Origin of the sequence: Sabulibacter ruber (assembly GCF_017355955.1) — a bacterium.
Lineage (GTDB): Bacteria > Bacteroidota > Bacteroidia > Cytophagales > Hymenobacteraceae > Nibribacter > Nibribacter ruber_A.
On the sequence record NZ_JAFFID010000002.1, the window covers coordinates 241,339 to 265,544 of the forward strand.

Sequence of the window (24,206 nt, forward strand, 5' to 3'; positions counted from 1 at the left end):
GCACAGCACCTTGACCCGAGGCACCTTTCAGGATGGATTGAATTTAGCGTCTAAGCTTACCCCGCGCCGCGCCTGGAACGCGCTGCAGGTAGTAAGCAGCTACGCGTTGGCCCGGCTCACCAAGAAACCCCGCCACTGGGGCACTCCGGTAAGCATTTCCTTTGAGCCTACCACCTCCTGCAACCTGCGTTGCCCGGAATGCCCCAGCGGTTTGCGCTCCTTTACCCGCCCCACGGGCATGCTGCAGGACAGCCTTTTCAAGCAGACCATAGACCAGTTGCATGACCGATTGCTGTATCTGCTGTTCTACTTCCAGGGAGAGCCGTACCTGAACCCCTCGTTCCTGGATATGGTGAAGTATGCCTCCGGCAAAGGCATCTACACGGCCACATCTACCAACGCCCATTTCTTAACCGAAGAGAACGCCCGCCGCACCGTGGAGTCTGGCCTGGACCGGCTTATTATCTCCTTAGACGGCACCACGCAGGACGTGTACAAACAGTACCGGGTGGGCGGCAAGCTGGACAAGGTGCTGGAGGGCACCAAACGGCTGGTGAAATACAAACGCGAGCTGAAATCCAAGACGCCGTACCTTATCTTCCAGTTTCTGGTGGTAAAGCCCAATGAACACCAGATTGAAGACGCCAAGAAGCTAGCCAAAGAGCTAGGTGTGGACGATGTCTGGTTCAAAACCGCCCAGATCTATGATTACGAGCACGGATCGCCGCTTATTCCCACTATAGACTATTACTCCCGCTATCAGGCGCAGCCCAACGGCACCTACACGCTCAAAAACAAACTCATTGACGGCTGCTGGAAAATGTGGCACTCCTGCGTCATTACCTGGGACGGCCTGGTGGTGCCCTGCTGCTTTGACAAAGACGCCCATTACCGCCTGGGCAACCTGCAGCAGCAGAGCTTTAAACAACTCTGGAAAAGCGACTCTTATAAGCAGTTCAGAGGCTCTCTGCTTAAGGGCCGCAGCCAGATAGAAATGTGCCGTAACTGCTCTGAGGGCACAAAAGTCTGGGGCTAAATAGTTTCCGGTAGTTTCTGTAGCTTGTTTCCCTTCTCTTCCGTATGAGGAATTTAGCGCCTGCCTGAGCGCTGGTTCTGTGTTACTCTATCCTCCTCATATCCGTGACTGAAATAAACGAAGCTTTTCAACTTTTGTGGCGCAAGCTGGAGATCTGGCTCAAGCAACTGGTCCTCATGCTGCCTAATATCTTTCTGGCTATTCTGGTACTGGTGGTTTCCTTCTATGCCGCCAAGCTATTACGCCGCACCTCAGACAAACTGCTCATCCGGTTCACTCATAGCAGCGCCCTGAACAACCTGGTAGGCACTACGGTGTATGTAGCGGCCCTTACCCTGGGCATCTTTTTCAGCTTAAGTATCCTGAAACTGGACAAAACGGTTACCACTTTGTTGGCGGGTGCCGGTATCATAGGTTTGGCCCTGGGTTTTGCCTTTCAGGACATTGCCGCTAACTTCATCTCCGGGGTGATCATTGCCTTCCGGAAGCCTTTTGTGGTAGGCGATGTCATAGACACCAATGACCATTTCGGGACTATTGAACGCATTAACCTGCGAACCGTGGACATCAGAAGGCAAACCGGTGAGTTGGTGAAGGTGCCCAACCGGAAAGTCTTTGAATCTGCGTTGACCAACTTCACGCACTACGGCATCCGGCGGATTGATCTGAAAGTAGGCGTTTCCTATGCCGAGGACCTGGAGCGGGTGCAGCAAGTGGTGAAAGAGGCCATGGTGGGCATCCCCAATATGATCACCAGCAAAGAAGTGGAAGTGGTATACGAGGAGTTTGGCGACAGCAGCATCAACTTTCTGGTGCGCTACTGGATCCAGTACAAGCGCCAGACCGATTTTGTGTACGCCAAGAGCGAGGCCATCATCAAGATCAAAAAAGCGTTTGACACCCATAAGATTGAGATACCGTTCCCGGTTACTACCCTCAACTTTGGGGTGAAAGGCGGCAAAGACCTGTCTATTGAACTGAAAGACGGGCAGCCGCAGCAAGGGCAAGGGCACATGTCTGAGATAAAAGTGAAGGCCAAAGACCCAGACGACATTGATGAAAACGAAGAAGCGGCCGAAGAATGATCATCGGCCGCTTCTTTATTCTGGAGTAAAGACGAGTTCTATTTCGCTTTGTCTATGTTTTTACCCAGGTCTTCTACTTTTCTCATGAAAGCATCAATGTTCTGGTCTGCGTAAGGGCCGTAGGAGTTAGAGATGATTCCGCGGGTTCCGTCGCTGCACTCAAGCGCATACAGAATAGCCATGTCATCTGGGTTGGTTTCGCCCTCAAAACGGTAGAAGTTGACAATGGTAACCTCTTCTACCCCAAAGCTTTTATCTCCTTTGTAGTTCCACAGGCGCTCATCTTCAGCCACTCTGAAATCTTCTGTATAGCCCTCTTTTCTAAGTTTTGCCTCAACCTTTACCTGGCTGGTTAGTTCTTCTTTGTCTTGCATAACCAAATATGTTAGATGTAATCAATATCATTTACCGGTATGGGGCTATACGTAAAACCTAGGGTTGGTTGCTGCATATATTCAAAGAAAAAGATATTAACATCTATCAGGCTAAGAAGCCAAGAAAGTAGCGCACCCTTTGCCTTGCCTACGTTTTTGCCCTAACTTCTGGAAAACAGCGCCTAAACAACAAAGGCCACCCGTTAAGGTGGCCTTGTGATATATGGAGCAAAAAGGCTTCTGAATTAACTATTTGGCAGACGCTTTGCGGGCTTCCATCTCCCGCTGGATTTTAGCCAGGTCAATGGTGGAACAGGCACCGCCGCAGCCCTTGGCACAACCTGTTTCTTTGGAGAAAAAGCTTTTATATCCCTGCCGAAGCATGTACCCCGCCGCCAGAGCGAACACAATGAAGATGATGATTTCCTGTACCATAACAAAGGCTTAACGCACGCAAAGGTACGAATAGTTTACCGCAGCCTCAGATTTCTGTCTGCGGGTTTCCTGCTGTAAACCACTCCCTGTTTTTAACCTGCTTTCCAGAAAAGAAGCCTGAAACCGACTTATTCCTTCCAGAACGGCTCAATCAATTTCAGCATTTCCTGCTGCACGGTGGGGTTGTTGCTCACGCAGATCTCGCGCCCAAACACGTAGTTCTTGCCACCCCTGAAATCGGTGACCTGGCCGCCGGCTTCCTGCACCAGAATGGCACCGCCTGCCACGTCATACGAGTTTATGTTGAACTCAAAATAGCCTTCAAACTTGCCGGCCGCCACGTAGGCCAGATCCAAGGCGGCAGAACCCAACCGGCGCACACCGTGGCAGCTTTCCATGAAGGAACCCATCACCTGAAGGTATTTCTGCATCAGGTCAAAGCTGTAGTACGGGAAACCGGTGGCGATCAATGAATCACCCAAGGAAGGAGCCTGCGATACCGAGATCTTCCGGTCGTTGCAGTAAGCGCCGCCGCCTTTCACGGCATGGTAGCACTCATCTCGGCAGATGTCATAGACTACACCCAGCACCAGCTCGTCATGCTGCATCAAGGCGATGCTCACCGAGAAAATATGCAGGCCGTGGATGAAGTTGGTAGTGCCGTCCAACGGGTCAATGATCCAGTTGTACTCCTCGGCCTGCTCTGATTTGGTTTCTTCCTCGGTCACGAATCCGGCCTCGGGCAGGAACTTCTCCAGACCGGCCACAAGGCGCTCCTCGGCTTCCTTGTCCACGTAAGAAACCAGGTTGTTCAGGCCTTTGAGCTCCAGTCTGGAGACATCGAAATTGGTAAACTCCTGGAAAATGAATTTCCCTACTTCCTTGGTGAGTTCCACCACTTGGTTGCGGAGGGCTGAGATGTCTTTCATAGTTTTAGGTTGTATATCCGCGGGAGCGGAATGCGTGTTGAATTAAGCTCTGGCCGAACGGCGGGTGAAGGCAAGCACAACGGCCAATACCACAAGCCCTACTGCCAACCATTGGGTACCGTGCCCAATGAATTCGCCGTGACGGGTGTAGAACGTCTGTTCCTGATTGAACCGGATTACGCCCCTCAACGAGGCCGGCACCCACCACCCTGATCTCTGCAAGATTTCGCCTTTCTGGTTTATAAACGCCGAGATACCTGTATTGGCTGAACGGGCCACATCCCGTCTGGTTTCAATGGCCCGCAAAGAGGCGTACTCCAAATGCTGCTTGTGCCCCGGCGAATCGCTCCACCAGGCATCGTTGGTGATGATGAAGATAGCATTGGCCCCGTTGCGGATGTATTCGCTCACGTACTCGCCATAAATGGACTCATAGCACACCACGGGCGCGCCAGACAATTGCGGATTCTGGCTATGGGGGAAAACAGACCTGGTTTCCTGCACGCCCATGTTCCCGGCAATGCCGCCCAGATCAATGGCGAACGCTTTCAACACCTTGAACACACCCGGATACGGCGTTTTCTCCACCCCCGGCACCAGCTTAGACTTATGATAGAACTCGTGCTGCCCGGTAGGCTTGAAGTGGAGTCCTGCGTTGAACACATCATAGTACCCCACCTGCGGATGGAACCGGGCCGTGCTGCTCTTCTGGGTAGAATCTTTATACACCTTGCCCGAGGTGATGCCGGCTACCAACTCCACTCCGGGGTGCCGGGCCAGGAAATCGCGCAGCGTATAACTCACCGGGCTCAGGGCAAAATTTTCTTCCCAGTTGATGCCGTTGCTGATGGAAGTCTCGGGCCAGAGCACGAATTTGGTATTGGGCGTGATCTGTTGCTCAGACAAGGTGATGAGGCGGGCCAGCTGTTTCTCAAACGGAATGTAGCCTTCGCCGCCCTCAAACTTCTCTTTGTACGGGTCAACGTTGGGCTGCACTACCACTACCTCGCCCGGATCGCCTTTCTCCTGGTAGCGGCTCCCGATGAAAAAGGAAAGCACCAACGGCAACACAACAGCCAGCACCGGAGCAGCCCATTTCTTCGCGCCTTTAGAAGATGAAACTAGGGCGAAAAACACCAGCAAGTTGACCACCCACACCCAGAGCGAGCCGCCCAGGAAACCTGTGTACTCGTACCACTGCACCCAACTGGGCACCGCGGCAAAACCGTTCCCCAGCGTGAGCCAGGGCCAGCTCAGGTCCCAGTTGAGGTGAAACTGCTCAAACGCGATCCAGTAGATTGGCAAACTGAGATAGCCCAAAGTGTTTCCAGCTGCTCGTTTGGTCCAGAAGAAGGCCATCATGGGCACGCTCATGAACAGCGCATTGAATACCACGGCCGCAATGCCGCCGCCCAGTGTGGAATAACTCACCCAATACGTGGTGAAGACATTCCAGAGGAACAGCGTGAGGTAGGCGTATTTGAAAAACGTGCGACTGCGTTTTGGGGCTACTTTCTGTGAAATGGCCCGTTCCATGAACAGGAAAGGCACCCAACCCACAAACAAAACAAAAGCCAGTGGTTTTACTGGCCAACCTAACCACAGCAAAAAGGCGCTCAGAAACGCCAGAACGGGGAGGTAAAAACGATTATTTGCTTCCTTGAACAACAATGACAAATTCTCCTTTGATAGCTTTGGTAGTAAACGTCTGCACCATCTCTTCTAGGGTGCCGTTGAGGGTTTCCTCAAACATTTTACTGATTTCGCGGCTCACCGAGACCATGCGATCGGCCCCGAACACTTCCTTGAACTGCTCCAGCGTTTTGAGCACCCGGTGCGGCGACTCGTAAAAAATCATGGTGCGTTCTTCCTGGGCCAGGCTCTGCAAACGCGTTTGCCGTCCTTTCTTGATGGGCAGGAACCCTTCAAACGTGAACCTATCCGTACTGAACCCTGATTTTACCAGGGCGGGCACGAAGGCAGTAGGCCCGGGCAGGCACTCAATCTTGAGGCCTTCCTGCACGCAGGCTCTTACCAACAAAAAACCGGGGTCAGAAATTCCGGGCGTACCGGCATCGGAGACCAGGGCCATCTTCTCGCCTTTCTTCAGGCGTTCCACCAGATGTGCCACGGCTTTGTGCTCGTTGTGCAGGTGGTGGCTGTGCATGCGCTTCTCAATGCCCAGATGGTTTAACAGTTTTCCGCTGGTGCGGGTATCCTCGGCGAGTACCACATCTACCTCCTTCAAAACCCGGATGGCCCGGAGGGTGATGTCTTCCAGGTTCCCGATAGGAGTGGGCACTAAATACAAACAGGTTTCTTCTACAGACTCGGCCATAGTCTCAAAGATAGTAAATGAGCCGCATACGGCAGACGTTTTAGGGCAGACACCCTGTTTCTGAGCTGTTTTGCAGAAAGTACCGCAAAAACAACCACCTCCTTTTACTTCGCTTGGTACCGCTCGGCCAGCACGCTGATCCGCTGGGCAAGTACTTGGTCTTTCTCAGTGACGGTGTTTCCGGCATCATGGGTGGTAAGCCTTATCTCCACTTTGTTGTACACGTTGCTCCACCACGGGTGATGGTTCATTTCCTCAGCTACCACGGCCACCTCGGTCATGAAGGCGAAGGCCTCTTTGAAGTCTTGGAACGTAAAGCTGCAGGTAAGTTGGTTGTCTGTTTCTGTCCACATGGGTTTGCAAGGAAGTTAAAACTGTTGGCAAGGCACTATAAACCTTAGCTGGTTGCTTGTCTGTTTTTACTGTCTTTTCTGAAAAACGGGTGCAAAACGTGGCTCTTCTTTCAGACTTCCTCGTATTTCTTATTTCTACTCCCAAGCAGTATAACACGCTTGACTTCAGTTTCAGAAATCCAAAGACCACAAACCAACTACTACAATCATGGCAGAAGAACAAAAACCGAAGGAAGTTCCAGACCAGCACCAATCGCACCAGCCCGGACTGGAGCACGAAATGGGACCAGAGCCCATCGTCATCCGGGAGAACTACAAGGGCAGCGAAAAACTGAAAGGCAAAAAAGCCCTGATCACCGGGGGTGATAGCGGTATTGGAAGGGCAGTGGCGGTACACTTCGCCCGCGAGGGAGCCGATGTAGCCATTGTTTACCTGGATGAACACCAGGACGCCGAAGACACCAGAAAAATGGTAGAAGCAGAAGGGCAGAAGTGCGTGATCATTCCCGGCGATTTACGCGATGAACAGTTCTGCAGAAGCTGTGTGGAGCAGGCAGTAAGAGAACTTGGCGGACTCAACATCTTAGTGAACAATGCCGCTGAACAACATGAAAAAGATGATTTGCGTGAGATCACCTCTGATCAACTGGAGAAAACCTTCAGGACCAACATCTTCGCCTATTTCTTCGTGGCACAGGAAGCTTTGAACCACCTCCAGAAAGGAGATTCCATCATCAACACCACCTCCATAACCTCTTACCGTGGTTCTGACCACCTCATGGATTACTCAGCCACCAAGGGAGCCATCACGTCTTTTACCCGCTCACTTTCCAAGAACTTAGCCGAAAAGGGAATCAGAGTGAATGCGGTGGCACCAGGCCCTATCTGGACGCCGCTCATCCCGGCTACCCTGGAACAAGTGGGCGAGTTTGGGAAAAGTCAGCCCATGGGCCGCCTAGGCCAGCCTTCTGAGGTAGCACCGGCCTACGTGTTCCTGGCCTCTGAAGACGGCTCCTACATTACCGGGCAGACCATTCACGTGAACGGTGGCGAACAGATAGGCGGATAAACCTCAACCTTTCCACGTGGAAAGCAGTAAACAGAGAAGAATCACCTTTAACCCAATGCCTATGGCTACTGATAATAAAGATCACCCAAACGGACATGACCGTCCTATCAGGGTAATAGATGATACTGCTGCCAACTTAGAGGACATGATGGCCGGACACATTATTCCCGGCGCTGATCCGCCCAAGAACGAAGCCCAGCGCGGAGGCTTCGGCAACAGAGACGGCAAGGAAGGTTACGGCGTTGATAGCTCAGACGGACCAAGTGGCGTGAGCGTGAACGAGGATGCAGACAGAACCGAGCCCAACAAAGACAATATACGCACCGATGAGGAAGGACGCGGCACCTGATGCCCGTTTCTGCAGCGTTTTATTCAATGTTCAATCAAAGTAGAAAAGGAGGAACTCATGCCTTATAAAAGCAAGAACACCAGCCACGATTCTAAGTCAAACAAAGGGGAGCCAACTGGCGAAGGCATCAGCAAAGCCGGAGCGAAATCTACCGGAGGCCCTGAGGCAATTGATCGCTCTGAGGAGATTGCGGCCAGACACTTGGATGAAGACGGAATGCCAAGTCCAGATGTGATGACCCACCCAAACCGTAACCTGCACAAACCAGATATCAACAAACCTGGCTACGGCGGCACTTGATCAGAATCTATTCTGCATAAAAAAGCACCTTCTTTCCCGGAAGGTGCTTTTTTATGCCATTTCTGGCCTCTTTTTGTAAAATCAACCCTGAAACACTTTCATAGGTTCTGTCTCTGTTAGCTATACACTGCAGGGATATCTCATTTAAAGCCCAAGGGTTTTAGCCCCTGACGTCCTTCTCACTCACCAACATGCTTGCTCATGGCCCGCTACGCAATCTCTGATATTCATGGTTGCCTGATCACCTTTAAGACGATGGTAGAAGAGGTGATCAAACTACAACTCCATGACCATCTTTATCTATTAGGGGACTACATCAACAAAGGGCCCAACAGCAAAGGCGTGTTAGACTATATTTTCTCCCTTCAGCAAAAGGGGTATAGACTTACCTGCCTCCGGGGCAATCATGACCAACTCATATTGGATGCCATAGACAAAGGCGAGCACACCGTTTGGCTCACCCCCGAGGATAAGCAAAAAAACCTGGAGAACTTTGGCGTTTCCCAGTTCAAAGACATCGCCCCGGAATACATCTCCTTTATAAGGTCTATGCCTCTGATGGTACTGCTAGATGACTACATCCTGGTCCATGCAGGATTAGACTTCACCCTCACCAACCCACTCCTCACTAATAACCACCTTCTCCTGAACACCAAGCACATGCAGCCTTCCCTTGCCAAGCTAGGTGAGCGCAGATTGCTTCACGGCCATTTGCCAGTACCTAAAGCTACTATAGAGAATGCGATAGCCAGGAAAAGGCCGGCCATCAACCTGGATGCTGGTTGTGTTTATTACCTCAATGAAGAGTTTGGGCAATTATGCGCCTTAAACATGGACTCCTTACAACTGATAAATATTGATAATCTAGATAAGCCCTATTCTATCAAACATAAATAAGCCAAAATATTACAAGTAATTTAACATTACCGTTGATCATAAAGTCCTACTTTGCATAAGTAGCTTTAGGGTTGCTACAAAGTCTCTTTTAGTAGCATACACTTTCTAAACCTTCTATACTAGCTACTAAAAATGCGCTTAAAGCTGCATCCTCTAATATTCACAACCCTTAATCAGATAAACAATCAAACAGAATCTTCTAATTGCAAGTATTGCATAATCATTTTCCACCTTATCAAATCCACTTCAACAACATCTTTAATGAATTTATTTTCAATTCATAGTTTCATAACAAATTTAAATAGTTACATTTGTCATCATAACAAAACAAAGATCATTATAGAACAATTTACATAACTGATCCTACAAATATATTAGAGATATCATATATATAAGATAAATCAGTGATGTAAAAAGCAAATAATGGATTAAAGCTCAGACAGATTAATAAATAACAGATAGTCAACAAAGGAATACTCAGTAAACAAATCCAGATGTATGAAACAACTTTTACACAGATTTAACTTTAAGAGAATCAAAGGAACACAAGGATTATTACTGCTTTGTGTGGGTGCCTGTTTTAACTACAATGCATTTGGGCAATCTTCTCCTGAAATGGCAGAACCTATTACTATTTACAAAGAAGATTTTTCGAACCCAGTAATAGGCGTATCCACACCTATTGGAGCCACAGCATGGGCCCAATCAAATGCTGTGAAAAATGACTTTGTTAACAGTTCAGGCCGGCCCTACCTTGCAGCAGGAACCAACAGCAGCACAGCAAGTGTCTTTTACATTTCTAACGGCATCTCAACAGTTGGCTATCAGAATCTCACTATTTCTTGGATAGGGAAGAAGAAAACAGGAACTGTTGCCAAAAATATAAAACTAGAATATAGTGTTAACGGAGGTTCTACCTACCAAGAAGTTAATGGGTTTGCAGATGTTGTCGCGGGATCTTCTAATTCAACTTCTACTACAGATTGGAAAAAAGTGAATAATGGCACTCCAATCAGCCTACCTAAAGAAATAGCCGGAGTAACTAATGTGCTATTCCGGTGGACCTTTGAAACAGTTGGTGGCGGAACCTACTCTATAGATGATATCCTGATCTCTGGCAAGCCTATGATTGGAACCTCTACTTTTTCATGGGCCTCTAGAAGCATGGAAGAGGATCCAACAACCATTCCAACAACATCTCCATACAAAGTTGGTGATGTTACAATGAGTTGGACGAAATCGGTACCAACCAGCATAACAGGCTCTACAAAAATCAATAGCACTTTTGATCCTCGTAAAGTTCTTCACATCTCTCAGACAGGGGCAGGCTCTACTAGTGGCGGAGCTTACACACTTACCTTTAACAAAACTGTTGAGAATCTCACATTTACTATCATAGACGTAGACCGCACAGATGGACAATACAGAGATGCAGTGGTGGTAAAAGGATACACTAATTCTAAGGCTATGATTGCTCCAAAACAAAGAGTCCAGGTTACCAGGGTAAACGAATATGATGCTATTTCAGGCAAAGCAATTGCTAAACTAGTAGATGCTCACGATAATACGCCATATAATTCAGTCCCTAACAACTCAACTGGCGCAGACATTACCTATACTTTCCCAGCAGGCGTTGATAAATTAGAAATCACATATTACAATGAGGGTGCAAGTGGTATACAGGGAATAGGTATTTCAGATATTACTTTCTCTGACCCAACCCCTTCTCCACTACCTGTAACACTTACTGCATTTTCCGCTAAAAAGGCATTGCAAGGCACCGAACTGTATTGGGCTACAGCTAGCGAGACAAACAACGAGAAGTTTGTTGTAGAGAAAAGCTCAGATGCTAAAACATTTATAGCCATTGGCGAGGTACAAGGAGCAGGCAACAGCAACACCTTGCAGAAGTACACTTTTGTAGACCTAAATACACAGTCAGGCACTACTTATTACCGCTTAACCCAGTATGACTTTGACGGCAAGTCTGAGAGCTCAAGAGTAATCGCTTTAGAAACCAAAGCAGTAGCACAAACACCTTTATCCATCAAAGCCTATCCAAATCCATTTGAAGAGGAGTTAACCATCAATGTAAATAGCAAAAAGGATGGTAAATTACGCGTTGCAATCTACAACATTACCGGCAAGAAGGCCTATGAAAAGGAGTTCGCTGTGGTGAGCGGGGTTTTAACACTAATAGTTCCATTGAACAACATCTCGCTTAATCCTGGCATGTACATCTTATCTACAGAACTAAATGGAGATGTAAGCACAACCCACTTGATCAAAAAATAAAGAACTGAATACATACAAAAAAGAAAGGGGAAGCAAATGCTTCCCCTTTCTTTTTTGTATTGGAACTAACTGCCCGTCTAGGCCTTCTCCATCCTTTACATTATTAGAGGTTGTCTATTTCGCTCCATAAAGCAACTTCGCCCTTGCCCTCCAACTCTATTGATCAGTTACCTCAAAACTAGTTATTCAAGCACTTATGAGGGTAGTATGCCCTACGTTGAGGCATGAGTCTACAACCTACTACTTAAATAAGACATAGATATAATAAAACCAATAAATCCATAACACATCATCTACCTCCATTCCTATATCATTTACCAATAATATAATATTACTAATATATTTAAAAAAATTGTTATACAATTTAGTCTATATATCACTAAGCTATATATATTCAAATGCCATTTAGAACGAATTATGATTATTCAAACAGAATACTTGAACAAACTCACTATCAGCATGAAAAGACCAACACATGAAATAATGCCACCAGAATGGTAGGAGTTAGCTTTCCACTACTGTTTACCAGGAACTATATTAAATGCCAAAAGACAAAAGAGTAGATATATGGACAATACCTTTACTAAACTTCTGAAGCTTATTGTGGGAGTATTTGCAATTTTGCTAGTGAGTGGAATTGAGAAAGCCCTAGCACAAGCACCTGAGATAACCTCGTTCGAGCCAGAAACTGGCCCGACAGGAACTTACGTTACTATATATGGCAACAACTTAACTACCGTTGATAAAGTCTTCTTCGCAGACGAGAAACAGGTAACTAATATACAAATAGTAGATGATCACAAAATAATAGCACAGGTTCCTTATGGAGCTAATACAGGGAAAATTACCCTTACAAAAAGTACAGGAGAAAAAATTCAAACGACAAAGCCATTCACTGTTACATTTTCCATCAGTTCTATATCACCAACTGCCGGTCCTGCAGGGACACTTATATCTATTGATGGAACAGGATTCACAGAGAATTTTGAGGTAACCTTTACTGGAAGCTACGGCCCTATTGAAACCGATATAAACGATAATAAATTTATTTCCCACAACCGAGTACAGACAAAAGTTCCTATTTCAGCACAAGAGGGCACATACGTAGTCACCATTACAGTAAACGGAATTTCCACAGAGGGTACACAGAGGTACACAGTCACAGAGGAAACTATTCTGCCGGTAAAATTTATCTCCTTCAGTGCTCAACCCTTTTCCAGTGGAGTGTCACTTACTTGGCAAACTGCCTCAGAAAAAAACAACGACTACTTTGAAGTTCAATCCTCTTCAAATCCTGTGAAAGAAAGCTTCAAGACCGTCAAGCGACTAAATAGCCAGTCTACCAACAGTCAAGTCCCACTTTTATACCAGACAGAAGACCTTACCCCAGCCAAAGGGCCGGTCACATATTACCGCTTAAAGCAAGTAGATTTGGATGGTGCTTTTGAGTATAGTAAAGTCATTGCCGTAGCAACCAAGCATCACACCAGTACTAGTACTAAGATAAAAGCATATCCTAATCCTTTTACAAAAGAGCACAGCCTGAACGTGGAGGTGCAAACCAGCGAAACTGGGGAAATAACAGCTTCTCTCTATGACTTGATGGGCAACAAAGTAACCGAAGCGTCTCTACATGTAGAGGCTGGTCATTCTACTTTGGACCTGCCTCTTCCAGGCACACTCAAGCCAAGTCTGTATATACTTAAGACGAACCTCAACGGTCATACCAGTTCCATAAGTGTTGTAAAAAGGTAATAAGAGAACTACTCTATCTCTTTCCACTTGCCATACCATGGCAACACTAATACAGAATAGGCCTTCAGTAAACTACAAGCAAAGTCCTTTTCACCCTTATTGGCGGTTAGGTAGCAGCATCAAACGTCATATGTCTTTTTTGAACTCAACCATTAAATGATCTACTATGGACAAAACTTCTACTGTTTTTGCAAGAATACTGACCATGTTATTGATTACCCAGCTTTGTGCCTGGGCTACAAATTCGTATGGCACACACTTTCAAACGTCTGTGTCTTTTTCCAGTAGTGTGCTTAAAGATACCACCCCATTATCTCAGCAGATTATTTTGTTAAGCAGTTCACAACAGCTAACAAATGGACTTGCTCCCACTACAAGCAACGAGAGTGAAGGCAAAACATACTATTGGGTACCTTTTGGAGCAAGCAATAATGGCAGCGGCTCCTGGAGCGAATTAGGCCATTGGGCAACCACTAGCGGAGGTTCAGAGAAACATACCTCACTTCCCACCCCAGCAGATAATGTAGTCTTTGACGCTAACTCATTTCTCCAGACTGGCCAAAAAGTAACCTTAGATGTGGAGGCAACGGTGAACAGCATTTCCTGGACCGGCATACCTATCTCTTCTTTTGACACGAACGGCAAAGCATTGAATGTGTATGGCTCCCTACAGGCTCATACTAATTTGGCATTTATAGGATCTAACGGGTTCTATATTAACTTCAGAGCTTCCTCAAACGACAACCTGATCAATACAGCGGGTAAACTCTTGCCCCCAAAAGCAGTCATCGTCTTTGAGGGAACAGGTAGCTGGACCCTTCAGAGTTATCTCAATGCGGGACAAGGGGGAACAATCAACCTGAACGAGGGAACTCTTAACACCAACGGGCAACCGGTTGCCGTTACTACATTCAACTCTGCTGGGGAGAAAACCAGAGCTTTGATTCTGGGCACATCCTCTGTCACAAAACTTACACACTGGAATATTTCTCCCTCTTTGCAACTAAATGCAGAAGCATCAAGAATTACCATGAACGGGCCAGAAAAGCACCTGTTCAACGGGGGAGGCAAGGCTTATAAAACAGTTATTTTTCACGGACCTGAATCAATCATCTACCAGAGCAACTCTTTCAAAGAGCTGTCAATTCCCATGCTGAGTGCTACTAGTGGCAATACCCTAACCTTAGAGAGTGGCCAGACCCAAACCATTGAGAGTTTATTCACTCCGGGGTCTGCTCCCTACACCACAATCAAGTCATCAGTTGCAGGTAGGGTAGCTGACATCAACTTTACTTCTTTCCGGTTTTGCACAGATTTCCTCACCATATCAGACGTAACTGCTAAAGGTACTGGTACCTACTATGCGGGCTTATCCAGCCAAAGTAGTGGCATCACCACCGGCTGGAACTTCTTCAGCTGCGGCTCAACGGTATATGCTCCCAAAACTGCAGCAGACTATGATACGACTTTCTCTACCGTAGTGATCTCATCTACCGGAACTAACAAATGGCAGGAAGTAAGATTCAATAACCAATTAGTAGGAGCTATTAAAGATGGCGGCAATGCACTAGGAGAGGTGTCTATGGACTTCACCGTGAGTTCTAATGCTAGCCGAGCAGCGAAAAACGGCACCAACACTAACATTCACTTATTGCCTAGAAACTGGAGAGTAAAAGCCGCAAACCAACCTAGTACTGACAAACCTATCAGCATTAGACTGTATACTGTCCAAACGGAATTTGACAACTACAAAGCAAAGAATACCAGCGTAACGGGTTTAAACGACCTCTTTGTTACTTCCTACAGCAGCGCAGACAGTACTGAAAACTGCAACTATCTGGACAACGTTGCCGAAGGCTCTGTAACTAGCCTCATCAGTAACCCTACTCAGACTTCTGCTGGCAGCTACTTCACAACAGAACTAACCGGAATCACCGACTTCACTGAATTGTACCTGCACAATGGAGGGACAGCCATTGATTTTGTTGCTTCACAGCCTAAGCCAGTGATTATTGAAGAGATCGACTTTACAGGTCACCGCAATGCCAAAACGGTGAAACTGAAGTGGAAAACCCCTGCTGACAGCAATGTGGCGTATTATGAGGTACAAACCGCTACCAGCGCAGAAAGCAACGACTTCAAAGCCATTCAACAGGTTGAAAGAAAAAACAGCGGCAAGGCAGCAGTGTATGTATATGATGCCGAAGACTTCAACCCAACCCAAGGCCCGGCCAACTACTATCGCTTAAAGAAAGTGAAAACAGATGGCACCTTCACCTACAGCCAGACCATTATGGTTGAAAACAAATCATACGCGCCAGTAGTGCAGGCTTCTCCTAACCCGTTCTCAGATAAGATTAAGCTAGCGGTAAATGCAGAGAAGGCTGGGGAAATGCAGGTAAAGCTTCTCACTGAAAACGGAGAGGTGGTACTGGAAAAGAAAATCAAAGTCTCCAAAGGAGCTTCTGAAACCGAGTTGGTAATTTCATCCAAAGTAAAATCTGGTATTTACCTGCTGGTAACAGAACTGAACGGCGAGCGTCTTTCTCAGAGAATGATCAAGCAATAGAGTAGAAAAGAAAACAAACAAAAAACCTCAGGCACTACCTGAGGTTTTTTGTTTGTTTCCAGAAAAACAGCCTCAAAACGCACTTACCGCTTTCTACAACCGCTTGCTCAGCTAAAACATTGGTAATTTGCTGCAATGGCTGTACTTTTGGGCACCTACTAACAGAATACAAATGCAACGCGATTCCCAAATCTTTGATCTTATCCAGAAAGAGCATCAGCGCCAGCTGCATGGCATAGAACTTATTGCCTCTGAGAACTTTGTTTCTGACCAGGTAATGGAAGCCATGGGCAGTGTGCTCACCAATAAATACGCAGAAGGTTTACCAGCCAAGCGCTACTACGGTGGCTGCGAGATTGTAGACCAGTCTGAGCAATTAGCCATTGACCGGGCCAAGCAGTTGTTCGGGGCCGAGTGGGTGAACGTGCAGCCGCACTCCGGCGCACAGGCCAACGCGGCTGTGATGCTGGCGGTTCTGAACCCCGGCGATAAGATCCTGGGCTTCGATTTGTCGCATGGCGGACACTTGACCCATGGTTCTCTGGTGAACTTCTCGGGCAAACTGTACCAGCCGTCTTTCTATGGCGTGGAGCCCGAAACCGGCGAGATTGACTGGAACAAAGTAAGAGAAGTTGCCCTGCGCGAGAAACCGAAACTGATCATCTGCGGCGCCTCGGCCTACTCCCGCGACTGGAACTACAAAGCCCTGCGCGAAGCCGCCGATGCGGTAGGCGCTCTGGTATTAGCCGATATCTCGCACCCGGCTGGTTTGATTGCTACTGGTTTGTTGAACGATCCGTTTGAGCACTGCCACATCGTGACCACCACTACCCACAAAACCCTGCGCGGACCACGCGGCGGGATGATCATGATGCGGAAAGACTTCGAGAACCCGTTTGGGTTGAAAACACCGAAGGGCGAACTGCGCATGATGTCCTCTCTGCTGGACGGTGGCGTGTTCCCAGGCACCCAGGGCGGACCACTGGAGCACGTGATTGCGGCCAAAGCGGTGGCTTTCTTTGAGGCACTGTCTCCTTCCTATAAAGAATATACAGCGCAGGTGCAGCGGAACGCACAGGTATTGGCTAAGTCGTTCGTGGACCGCGGTTACAAGCTGATCTCCGGTGGAACTGACAACCACCTTATGCTGATCGACCTTCGTTCTAAGGACCTTACCGGAAAACTGGCCGAAAACACCTTGATCAAAGCAGATATCACCATCAACAAGAATATGGTACCGTTTGATGATAAATCTCCTTTTGTGACCTCCGGAATCCGAATCGGCTCCGCCGCCGTAACTACCCGGGGACTGAAGGAACAAGACATGGACCGCATTGTGGACTACATTGACCGCGTGCTCATGAACCATGACAACGAGACCATCATCTCAGACACCAGAAAAGAAATCAACAATTGGATGCAACAATTCCCGTTGTTCAGTTACTAAGCACTACTAAACTACATGGCACAACGTTCCGGAGAGGTGGCAGCGTACGGCGGAGAAGAGCATGAAATGACCTTTTTGGACCACCTGGAGATTCTCAGGTGGCACTTGATCCGTTCGGCTGTTGCCGTGGTGATATTTACGGGCCTGGCCTTCGTGAATAAAGACATTGTCTTCCATGACATTATTTTGGGCCCCTCCCGCACAGATTTTTTCACGTACCGGAAACTCTGTGAGGTGGGGGCGGCCATTAACTCGCCGGGCCTGTGCATCAACAAACTGGATTTTACCCTGCAGAGCCGGGAGCTGTCCTCGCAGTTCACCATGCACCTGACCAGTTCTTTTGTGATTGGTTTGTTGCTGGGCTTCCCGTACCTGTTCTGGGAGATTTGGCGCTTCATTAAACCGGGCTTGTACCCCAATGAGCGGGAGAATTCGCGCGGAGCGGTGTTCTTCGTGTCGTTCCTGTTCCTGCTGGGGTCTTTGTTCGGGTACTTCATTGTGTCGCCGCTCTCCATCAACTTTTTGGCCTCTTACCAGGTAGACCCTAGTATCGCCAATGAGTTTGACTTGTCTTCTTACATCTCTACCTTGATCACGCTGGTGCTTTCCTGCGGGATCATGTTTGAGTTGCCTATGATTGTGTTCTTCCTGTCTCGGGCGGGCTTGGTATCACCTGAGCTGATGCGCATCTACCGCAAGCACGCCATTGTGGTGATTGCCTTTGTGGCAGCGGTGCTTTCTCCGCCGGATGTGCTGAGTATGACGTTGATGGGCATTCCTCTGCTGCTGCTCTACGAGGTGAGTATCAACATCTCCTGGTGGGTACGCCGGCGCGATCTGGCCAAATTAAATGAACAAGCTACTTCTTAAACTTACCCAACCATGAAAATAGCATTGGGCGGCGACCACGCCGGTTATCAATACAAAGGGATAGTGAAACAGCAACTGGAAGAACTGGGCCACGAGGTAAAGGACTTCGGACCGTTCTCTGAGGCTTCCGTGGATTACCCAGACTATGTGCACCCGCTTTCTACTGCCGTGGAGAACAAGGAGTATGAACTGGGCATCCTGCTCTGCGGCAGCGGCAACGGTGTAGCCATCACCGCGAACAAACACGCCGGAATCAGGGCCGCGCTATGCTGGCAGAGAGAACTCGCCGAGCTGGCCCGCTCCCACAACAACGCCAACGTCCTCTGCGTCCCCGCACGGTTTGTGAGTGAGGAAGTAGCCCGCCAAATGGTGGAAGCCTTCCTGACTACTCCGTTTGAAGGCGGCCGCCACCAGACCCGGGTTGATAAGATTGCCTGCGTTTAAGGCTGATTTTTCTCTTTTAATAAAAACGCCGTTTAGGGCTTACTTTTCTGAAAGGAAGCCCTAAACGGCGTTTTATTGTTACTCTTGCTGATTTAAGGTAAACTCTACCCTCAACACCCTAAGCTGCGTCTCAGTCTCTGGATTTCCCCTTTGAAAGGTGTAGGGGATGTTTACACCTGCAAATCCATCTTTCTCCATGGTTCAAGTTTTCAACTTAAACCTACCATGGTCTGAAGTTTGCAAGTCAGTGATACCTTCTATGGCGCGGAAGTTACTTCCGTGCCTTTCTTTTTAGCTTGCCGCTTCGCCCGCCATTTGCCGTTCGCCGTTGTTGGTGTTCTCACCAACAACCCAGTCTGCTCCTCAAGCCGCTACCTCCTACTTCCTGTCTTCTAACTTTCGGGTTGCAGATGCGTTCTGCGGGCGTTTGTCACTTTTCTCCTTGATGAGAAAAGTAACCAAAAGAATCAAGAAGCCTCAAACTCGCTGACGCTCAAACAGTGAGGCTTCGGAACTGTGACACCCGGCACCGCTATCTATTTCATCGGGATGCAGGCCATTGCCGATTGATCAGCCACTGCTTGCCCCAAAGTCGCTGTTGGGTACGCATGCGCCCAACAGCGACTTTGGGGCATTCAACTGACTGCTGTTTTCATTGCTGCAATACCTTCATCGTCCTGTGGACGGGTTTGTTGTAGATGAGCTTCTAAGGGGAAAGGAATGTGAAATCGTTTCTGGCCTGTTTTCAGCAAAACAAGCCAAGAATGCTACTCTTTGAAATAGTACTATACCTACCGAACGCGCTTGTAAAAGGGCCCGTTTTCTACTTTCTCGTACCGCTGGAATACCAAAGGCAGTTTGTACTGGAGCTCGGGCATGAGGTTCTGCTGGTCTACGATGTAGGAGGGGAGGTCTTTCCGGAGGTCTTGCAGTACGGTGAAGAGGGCATCGTAGTGGTTCAGGCGCCCGAAGTAAGGTTTGGCCAGGTCCCAGCGCAGGTAAGGAGAACCAAGGCTGTTGTTCTGGTAATAATTCAGGTCTGGGCCTAGCACCAGCAGTTTCTCGCCTGCTATCTGCCGGTACTTAGGGGAATCCTGCACTTGCACCAGCTCGGGCTTAATTCCCAGGGAAGGGTACACCAGGTTCAAAGGGTTGTAGCGCATGGCTACCACAGCGGCCACAATCACCAGAAAGAGGATCTCGGCTATCCAGACCCGGTTTCCCCAGAGACTGAAAAGGAATATCCCGAAGTAGGAAATCAAAGGCATTAGCAGAATCAAGCCTTTAGCCGATCCGTCGTGCCCGCTGATGAGCACCAGCACTACCATAATCACCCAAATGAGCATGAATTGCAGGAAGCGGGCCTGGTAGTTGGGACCAAGGGAAATAAGCGGTAAGCTCAGGAAAGACAACGCCAGAATACCCAGCGGAATTGCCGCCACTAGCAGCACCTGGGGGCCTGGTAAGCCAAAGGTGAAGGTAAACTGCCAGGACCACGTTAGCCCTTGCTCCAGAAAAGGCACCAGAGCATTCTGGTACAGGAAGTACGTGAGCACCACGGTAAAGGGGAACACAAAGCCCGTGAGCATCAACAGCGTGCTCCTAAAAGCGGCTGAGGCGAAGTAGATGATCGCGAAGAAGCCCAGCACCAGGAACCACACCAGCGGCAGGTAGAACAGCGCAGCCACGCCCAACATGAAACCTGCTTTAAACAAGCGTCCGGCATTGGTGGCCTCCTTTGAAATAGCCGTAAAACTATACACGGCCAGAATCACAAAAGTATGCCCCAGCAACAGCGGCGAAAGCACGTCCAATTCAAAGAAGATGCTCCCAAACAAAAGGTACAGCAAGGCCGGCACGTAAGACTTGTAAGGATGCACCTGGTTGCGGTTGAAAATAAAATTCAGCAGGAAAGCCTGGTACGCAACAAGAGCGGTGGCCACTAACCGGTGCAACAAGTAAGAACGCGGAGCAAGCCAATCCAGAAACCAGTACACGGCCGCCGAGAGAGGCCCGGTGGTATCGTACAGGTCCTGGTAGAGCATGAACCCGTTGCTCAGGCGCTCCCCCACCAGCACGTAGTGCAGCTCTGAGAGCGTGGTAGGCAGCCCCAAAAAGAGCAACGGAAGCCGAATTAGGAGAAACAGCAGCACCAACACCACCCACCTGGACGGAAACAAACTGCGGAAGAATCGTATCAAGCGTATGCGCGACTTAGCCTCCACTCTGACCTGTAGCCAAAGTGGAGGACGGATTGTGGGGTAAAAATGTGAAATTAATACGATATTTGTCGAACCATGGAAAGTAAACGCCAACAAAAATTCGCCCGCTTGATTCAAAAAGAGATTGCTGAGATCTTTCAGCGCGATGTCTCGCATTTGTTTCAGGGGGCATATATATCTGTCAGCGGGGTGAAAGTGTCCCCAGATCTGGGGGTGGCCAAGATCCACCTCAGCCTGTTGCTCAACCCCAAAGGCCGTGATTTGCTCAATGAAATCCGCGTCAATGCCAAGACCATCCGGCACGAGCTGGCCAAGCGCATCAAAAACCAGGTGCGCGTTATCCCGGAACTGATTTTCTACCTGGATGAAACCGCTGAGTACGCCGCCAAAATGGACAAGATCATCTCTGAACTGGACATCCCCGCCGAGTCTAAAGAAGATCCCACTAACCCGTTCAGCCGCGAAGACGAAGATTACTTTTACGACGAAGACATTGACGACGATGACGAAGATGCCGATGGCCGTTAATGCCGTAATCGTTCCTTAAGCGCAAGCCAGCTACTAAACCCACCCATGCAGTACGATCCAATTAAACGCGTTCTGGGTGAGGCGTTCAACAAAACGCCTTTCCTGCGCAAGCTTTTTTACAATCTCCTAGACCTGCTTCTGTTGCGCACGTGGCACATCCACAAAGAACTTCGCGCCTGGGCTAAAAACAAGCGTCAGCACCCGGTGCAGATTCTGGATGCCGGCTCCGGCTTCGGGCAGTACACGTATTACATGTCTGGCATGAGCCCCAAATGGCGCATTCTGGCCGTAGACGTAAAAGACGAGCAGATTGCCGACTGCGCCAACTTCTTCCAGAAGATCAAGCGTCACAACGTGATGTTCCGGAAAGAAGACCTGGTGACCTTCCGTGATCCGCAGGCCTTTGACCTGGTGCTGAGTGTGGACGTGATGGAGCACATCCTGGAAGACGTGGAGGTGTTCAAGAACTTTCATGCCTCTATGCGCCCGGGCGGAATGCTGCTGATCTCCACCCCATCTGACCAGGGGGGCTCAGACGTGCACGGCGATGACGAGAGTTCGTTCATTGAAGAGCACGTACGCGATGGCTACAACATCCAGGAAATCCAGCAGAAACTGAAAAGCGCCGGGTTCAGCCGTACCGAGGCCCACTATTCTTACGGTTCTCCCGGCAAGATTTCCTGGCGTTTGAGCATGAAGTACCCCATTCTGATGCTGGGGGCCAGCAAGCTGTTCTTCGTGATCTTGCCGTTCTATTATCTTCTGGTGTACCCGTTTTGCCTCCTCCTGAACTGGTTTGACGTGAACGGCAAACACCAAACAGGAACCGGCCTCATTGTGAAAGCCTGGAAATAAGGCGGTAGGTGAACCGGTGAAATAGTGTTTTTGGAAGCCAAACCAAGGTGTCTGTTCTAGGCCTGTTTTCAGGAAAACAGCTCTAAAACAGACATTTTTCTTTGATTTGGACAATTTCTTCAGAAACATTACCTTCACCGGATAATACACTTATATCCCCTTATTGTATCCGGAAAAATGATAGAGTTAGTCAGAACAGATTCAAGCAACAAAGACTTTGTAGACTTAGTGTTCCTGCTGGACGCCGACCTCCACGTGCGGGACGGAGATGACCACTCTTTCTATGCCCAGTTCAATAAGATTAACCATATCAAGCACGTGGTGGTGGCCTATCATAAGATGGTTCCGGTAGGGTGTGGGGCTATTAAAGCCTATTCCCCAGACACTATGGAGGTGAAAAGGATGTTTGTGCTGCCAGAATTCAGAGGACAGGGCATTGCCGGCCAGGTCTTACAAGAACTGGAGCGCTGGGCCGCCGAAATGGAGTACCAAAACCTGATTCTGGAAACCGGCAAAGCCCAGCCAGAGGCTATCAGGCTGTACACCAAGAGCGGTTATACCGTTATTCCTAACTACGGCCAATATGCCAACATTGAAAACAGCGTGTGCATGACCAAACCCACTGCTTCTGTTAAAGTGCAGGAACAATAGGACCAGGCAAGCTGCGTTACAAGCAGGAAACTGCGCTCACCGGTACAGAAAACATAACCCTTTTGCCTTAGAACAGTAAACGGGACCTGAGCACTGGAAAGATGTCTTTCCGGCTACTCATTAATTCAATCACTCATTCACGTATTACCCAAAGATGAACGTTGCCCTTTTTATCGCCCGGCGGTACTTTTTCACCAAGAAGAAGCGCAACATCATCAACATCATCTCCATCATTGCCATGATTGGCGTGGGAGTGGGCACCATGGCCCTGATTGTGGTGCTCTCGGTGTTCAACGGGTTGGAAGACCTGATCCGGTCATTGTACGGCAAGTTTGACCCCGAAATCAAGATCACCCCGGTACAAGGAAAGTCTTTTGAGACCGATGCCCAGTTCCTGGAAAGAATCAGGAAAACGCCGGGCGTGGCCCTGCTCACCGAAGTCATAGAAGACAATGCCCTGCTGCGCTACAATGACCGCCAGATGGTGGTGAAGATCAAAGGGGTGACCAACAATTTCTTTCAGCAGAACCAGATTGACTCGGCTATTGTAGACGGTGACCACCACCTGGTCCGGGACGGGAAACAATTCGCCTTGATTGGCCGCGGCGTGCAGTACCAGCTCTCCATCAGGCCAGAAAACCCTTTTACGCCTTTGCAGTTCCTGTACCCCAAAGCAGGCAAGAAAACGGTGATTAACCCAGAAAACGCATTCCGGCAGTTGGGCATCCAGGCGGGCGGCGTATTCGCTATTGAACGGCAGTACGATGACCAGTACGTGTTTGTGCCCATCACCTTTGCCGAGGAACTGTTGGGTTATGAAAACAAACGCACCTCCCTGGAGATCAAAACCAGGGAAGTAGAAGACATAGACCACGTGAAAACCGAACTGCAGAAATTGTTGGGCAAGAACTTCAACGTACAAAACAGCGAGGAACAGCACGTAAGCTTGCTGAGGGCCGTGAAAGTGGAGAAGCTGTTTGTGTTTGTCACGTTCACGTTCGTGCTGCTCATTGCCTCCATCAACATCTTTTTCTCGCTTTCCATGCTGGTGCTGGACAAACAGAAAGACATTGCTATTCTGGCATCGTTGGGCACAGACGCCTCTACCATTCGGCGCATCTTCTTAACCGAGGGGGCGATTGTAGCCTTCTCCGGCGCTTTCGTAGGCCTAGTGCTGGGTGGGGCACTCTGCTGGGCGCAACAGACCTTTGGGTTGGTTTCTATGGGCATGAGCACCTCGGTGGTGGAGGCGTACCCGGTCTTGATGCGGCCCACCGATTTTCTTTTAACGGCGGTGGCCATTGTGTGCATCACCCTTATTGTTTCCATTAGGCCGGCCCGAAAAGCCGCCGCTCTTTCCATTCGGGAGAATTTATAATCCGTTTTAGGACTCTTTTTAGAAAAA

23 protein-coding genes are annotated in these 24,206 nt (G+C 48.7%); 16 read left to right on the top strand and 7 right to left on the bottom strand.

Annotated elements, in window-relative coordinates; genetic code table 11:
• The first annotated feature begins 10 nt into the window (after window positions 1-10).
• Window positions 11-1,036: an SPASM domain-containing protein gene (locus JT719_RS12385; RefSeq protein WP_207433657.1), complete on the top strand. Its 1,026-nt coding sequence runs from the start codon at window positions 11-13 to the stop codon at window positions 1,034-1,036.
• Between the two features lie 104 nt (window positions 1,037-1,140).
• The gene (locus tag JT719_RS12390; RefSeq protein ID WP_207433658.1) at window positions 1,141-2,121 is read left to right on the top strand and encodes a mechanosensitive ion channel domain-containing protein; all 981 of its coding nucleotides are present in this window, start codon (window positions 1,141-1,143) and stop codon (window positions 2,119-2,121) included.
• 38 nt (window positions 2,122-2,159) lie between these two features.
• Here the strand turns inward: JT719_RS12390 and JT719_RS12395 are convergent, their stop codons facing one another.
• From JT719_RS12395 to JT719_RS12420, 6 genes are all read right to left on the bottom strand, one after another.
• Entirely contained in the window at window positions 2,160-2,495 is a 336-nt protein-coding gene (locus tag JT719_RS12395; RefSeq protein ID WP_207433659.1) for a hypothetical protein, read from the bottom strand.
• 249 nt (window positions 2,496-2,744) lie between these two features.
• Window positions 2,745-2,930, bottom strand: a complete 186-nt coding sequence (locus JT719_RS12400; RefSeq protein ID WP_207433660.1) for a FeoB-associated Cys-rich membrane protein — start codon at window positions 2,928-2,930, stop codon at window positions 2,745-2,747.
• A 128-nt stretch (window positions 2,931-3,058) separates the two neighbouring features.
• Window positions 3,059-3,859: an inositol monophosphatase family protein gene (locus JT719_RS12405; RefSeq protein WP_207433661.1), complete on the bottom strand. Its 801-nt coding sequence runs from the start codon at window positions 3,857-3,859 to the stop codon at window positions 3,059-3,061.
• Window positions 3,860-3,901: 42 nt separating this feature from the next.
• Window positions 3,902-5,536, bottom strand: coding sequence for an apolipoprotein N-acyltransferase (gene lnt / locus JT719_RS12410; RefSeq protein ID WP_242693230.1), 1,635 nt, complete (start codon window positions 5,534-5,536; stop codon window positions 3,902-3,904).
• Window positions 5,508-6,197 (bottom strand): 16S rRNA (cytidine(1402)-2'-O)-methyltransferase, encoded by a 690-nt coding sequence (rsmI, locus tag JT719_RS12415; RefSeq protein ID WP_207433662.1) that lies wholly within the window; start codon window positions 6,195-6,197, stop codon window positions 5,508-5,510. Before rsmI ends, lnt begins: the two co-directional genes overlap by 29 nt.
• A gap of 104 nt (window positions 6,198-6,301) precedes the next feature.
• Window positions 6,302-6,550 carry a 4a-hydroxytetrahydrobiopterin dehydratase gene (locus JT719_RS12420; RefSeq protein WP_207433663.1) on the bottom strand — a complete coding sequence of 83 codons (249 nt, stop codon included), beginning with the start codon at window positions 6,548-6,550 and terminating at the stop codon, window positions 6,302-6,304.
• 208 nt (window positions 6,551-6,758) lie between these two features.
• On the opposite strand from JT719_RS12420, the gene JT719_RS12425 reads away from it, so the two are divergent.
• The 10 genes from JT719_RS12425 to rpiB all read left to right on the top strand — a co-directional run bounded on the left by JT719_RS12425 (window position 6,759) and on the right by rpiB (window position 18,545).
• The gene (locus tag JT719_RS12425; RefSeq protein WP_207433664.1) at window positions 6,759-7,619 is read left to right on the top strand and encodes an SDR family oxidoreductase; all 861 of its coding nucleotides are present in this window, start codon (window positions 6,759-6,761) and stop codon (window positions 7,617-7,619) included.
• Between the two features lie 61 nt (window positions 7,620-7,680).
• Window positions 7,681-7,968 (top strand): hypothetical protein, encoded by a 288-nt coding sequence (locus tag JT719_RS12430; protein ID WP_207433665.1) that lies wholly within the window; start codon window positions 7,681-7,683, stop codon window positions 7,966-7,968.
• Window positions 7,969-8,025: 57 nt separating this feature from the next.
• Entirely contained in the window at window positions 8,026-8,268 is a 243-nt protein-coding gene (locus JT719_RS12435; RefSeq protein WP_207433666.1) for a hypothetical protein, read from the top strand.
• A gap of 201 nt (window positions 8,269-8,469) precedes the next feature.
• Entirely contained in the window at window positions 8,470-9,165 is a 696-nt protein-coding gene (locus JT719_RS12440; protein WP_207433667.1) for a metallophosphoesterase family protein, read from the top strand.
• Window positions 9,166-9,663: 498 nt separating this feature from the next.
• Window positions 9,664-11,460 (top strand): T9SS type A sorting domain-containing protein, encoded by a 1,797-nt coding sequence (locus tag JT719_RS12445; protein WP_207433668.1) that lies wholly within the window; start codon window positions 9,664-9,666, stop codon window positions 11,458-11,460.
• 567 nt (window positions 11,461-12,027) lie between these two features.
• Entirely contained in the window at window positions 12,028-13,215 is a 1,188-nt protein-coding gene (locus tag JT719_RS12450; protein ID WP_207433669.1) for an IPT/TIG domain-containing protein, read from the top strand.
• 577 nt (window positions 13,216-13,792) lie between these two features.
• Window positions 13,793-15,784, top strand: coding sequence for a T9SS type A sorting domain-containing protein (locus JT719_RS25530; RefSeq protein WP_207433670.1), 1,992 nt, complete (start codon window positions 13,793-13,795; stop codon window positions 15,782-15,784).
• Window positions 15,785-15,956: 172 nt separating this feature from the next.
• A complete protein-coding gene (locus JT719_RS12460) occupies window positions 15,957-17,231 on the top strand; it encodes a serine hydroxymethyltransferase (RefSeq protein ID WP_207433671.1) in 1,275 nt (424 codons plus the stop codon).
• A gap of 15 nt (window positions 17,232-17,246) precedes the next feature.
• On the top strand, window positions 17,247-18,101 hold the full coding sequence (gene tatC, locus JT719_RS12465) for a twin-arginine translocase subunit TatC (protein ID WP_242693231.1): 855 nt from the start codon (window positions 17,247-17,249) through the stop codon (window positions 18,099-18,101).
• 12 nt (window positions 18,102-18,113) lie between these two features.
• A complete protein-coding gene (gene rpiB, locus JT719_RS12470) occupies window positions 18,114-18,545 on the top strand; it encodes a ribose 5-phosphate isomerase B (RefSeq protein ID WP_207433672.1) in 432 nt (143 codons plus the stop codon).
• A 791-nt stretch (window positions 18,546-19,336) separates the two neighbouring features.
• Here the strand turns inward: rpiB and JT719_RS12475 are convergent.
• Entirely contained in the window at window positions 19,337-20,746 is a 1,410-nt protein-coding gene (locus JT719_RS12475) for a hypothetical protein (RefSeq protein WP_207433673.1), read from the bottom strand.
• A gap of 96 nt (window positions 20,747-20,842) precedes the next feature.
• Here JT719_RS12475 and rbfA point away from each other — a divergent pair, with 96 nt between their 5' ends.
• The 4 genes from rbfA to JT719_RS12495 all read left to right on the top strand — a co-directional run bounded on the left by rbfA (window position 20,843) and on the right by JT719_RS12495 (window position 24,179).
• The gene (gene rbfA, locus JT719_RS12480; protein WP_207433674.1) at window positions 20,843-21,295 is read left to right on the top strand and encodes a 30S ribosome-binding factor RbfA; all 453 of its coding nucleotides are present in this window, start codon (window positions 20,843-20,845) and stop codon (window positions 21,293-21,295) included.
• Window positions 21,296-21,340: 45 nt separating this feature from the next.
• Entirely contained in the window at window positions 21,341-22,150 is an 810-nt protein-coding gene (locus tag JT719_RS12485) for a class I SAM-dependent methyltransferase (RefSeq protein WP_207433675.1), read from the top strand.
• Between the two features lie 177 nt (window positions 22,151-22,327).
• On the top strand, window positions 22,328-22,801 hold the full coding sequence (locus JT719_RS12490) for a GNAT family N-acetyltransferase (RefSeq protein ID WP_207433676.1): 474 nt from the start codon (window positions 22,328-22,330) through the stop codon (window positions 22,799-22,801).
• Between the two features lie 154 nt (window positions 22,802-22,955).
• Window positions 22,956-24,179 (top strand): FtsX-like permease family protein, encoded by a 1,224-nt coding sequence (locus tag JT719_RS12495; RefSeq protein ID WP_207433677.1) that lies wholly within the window; start codon window positions 22,956-22,958, stop codon window positions 24,177-24,179.
• Window positions 24,180-24,206 lie beyond the last annotated feature (27 nt).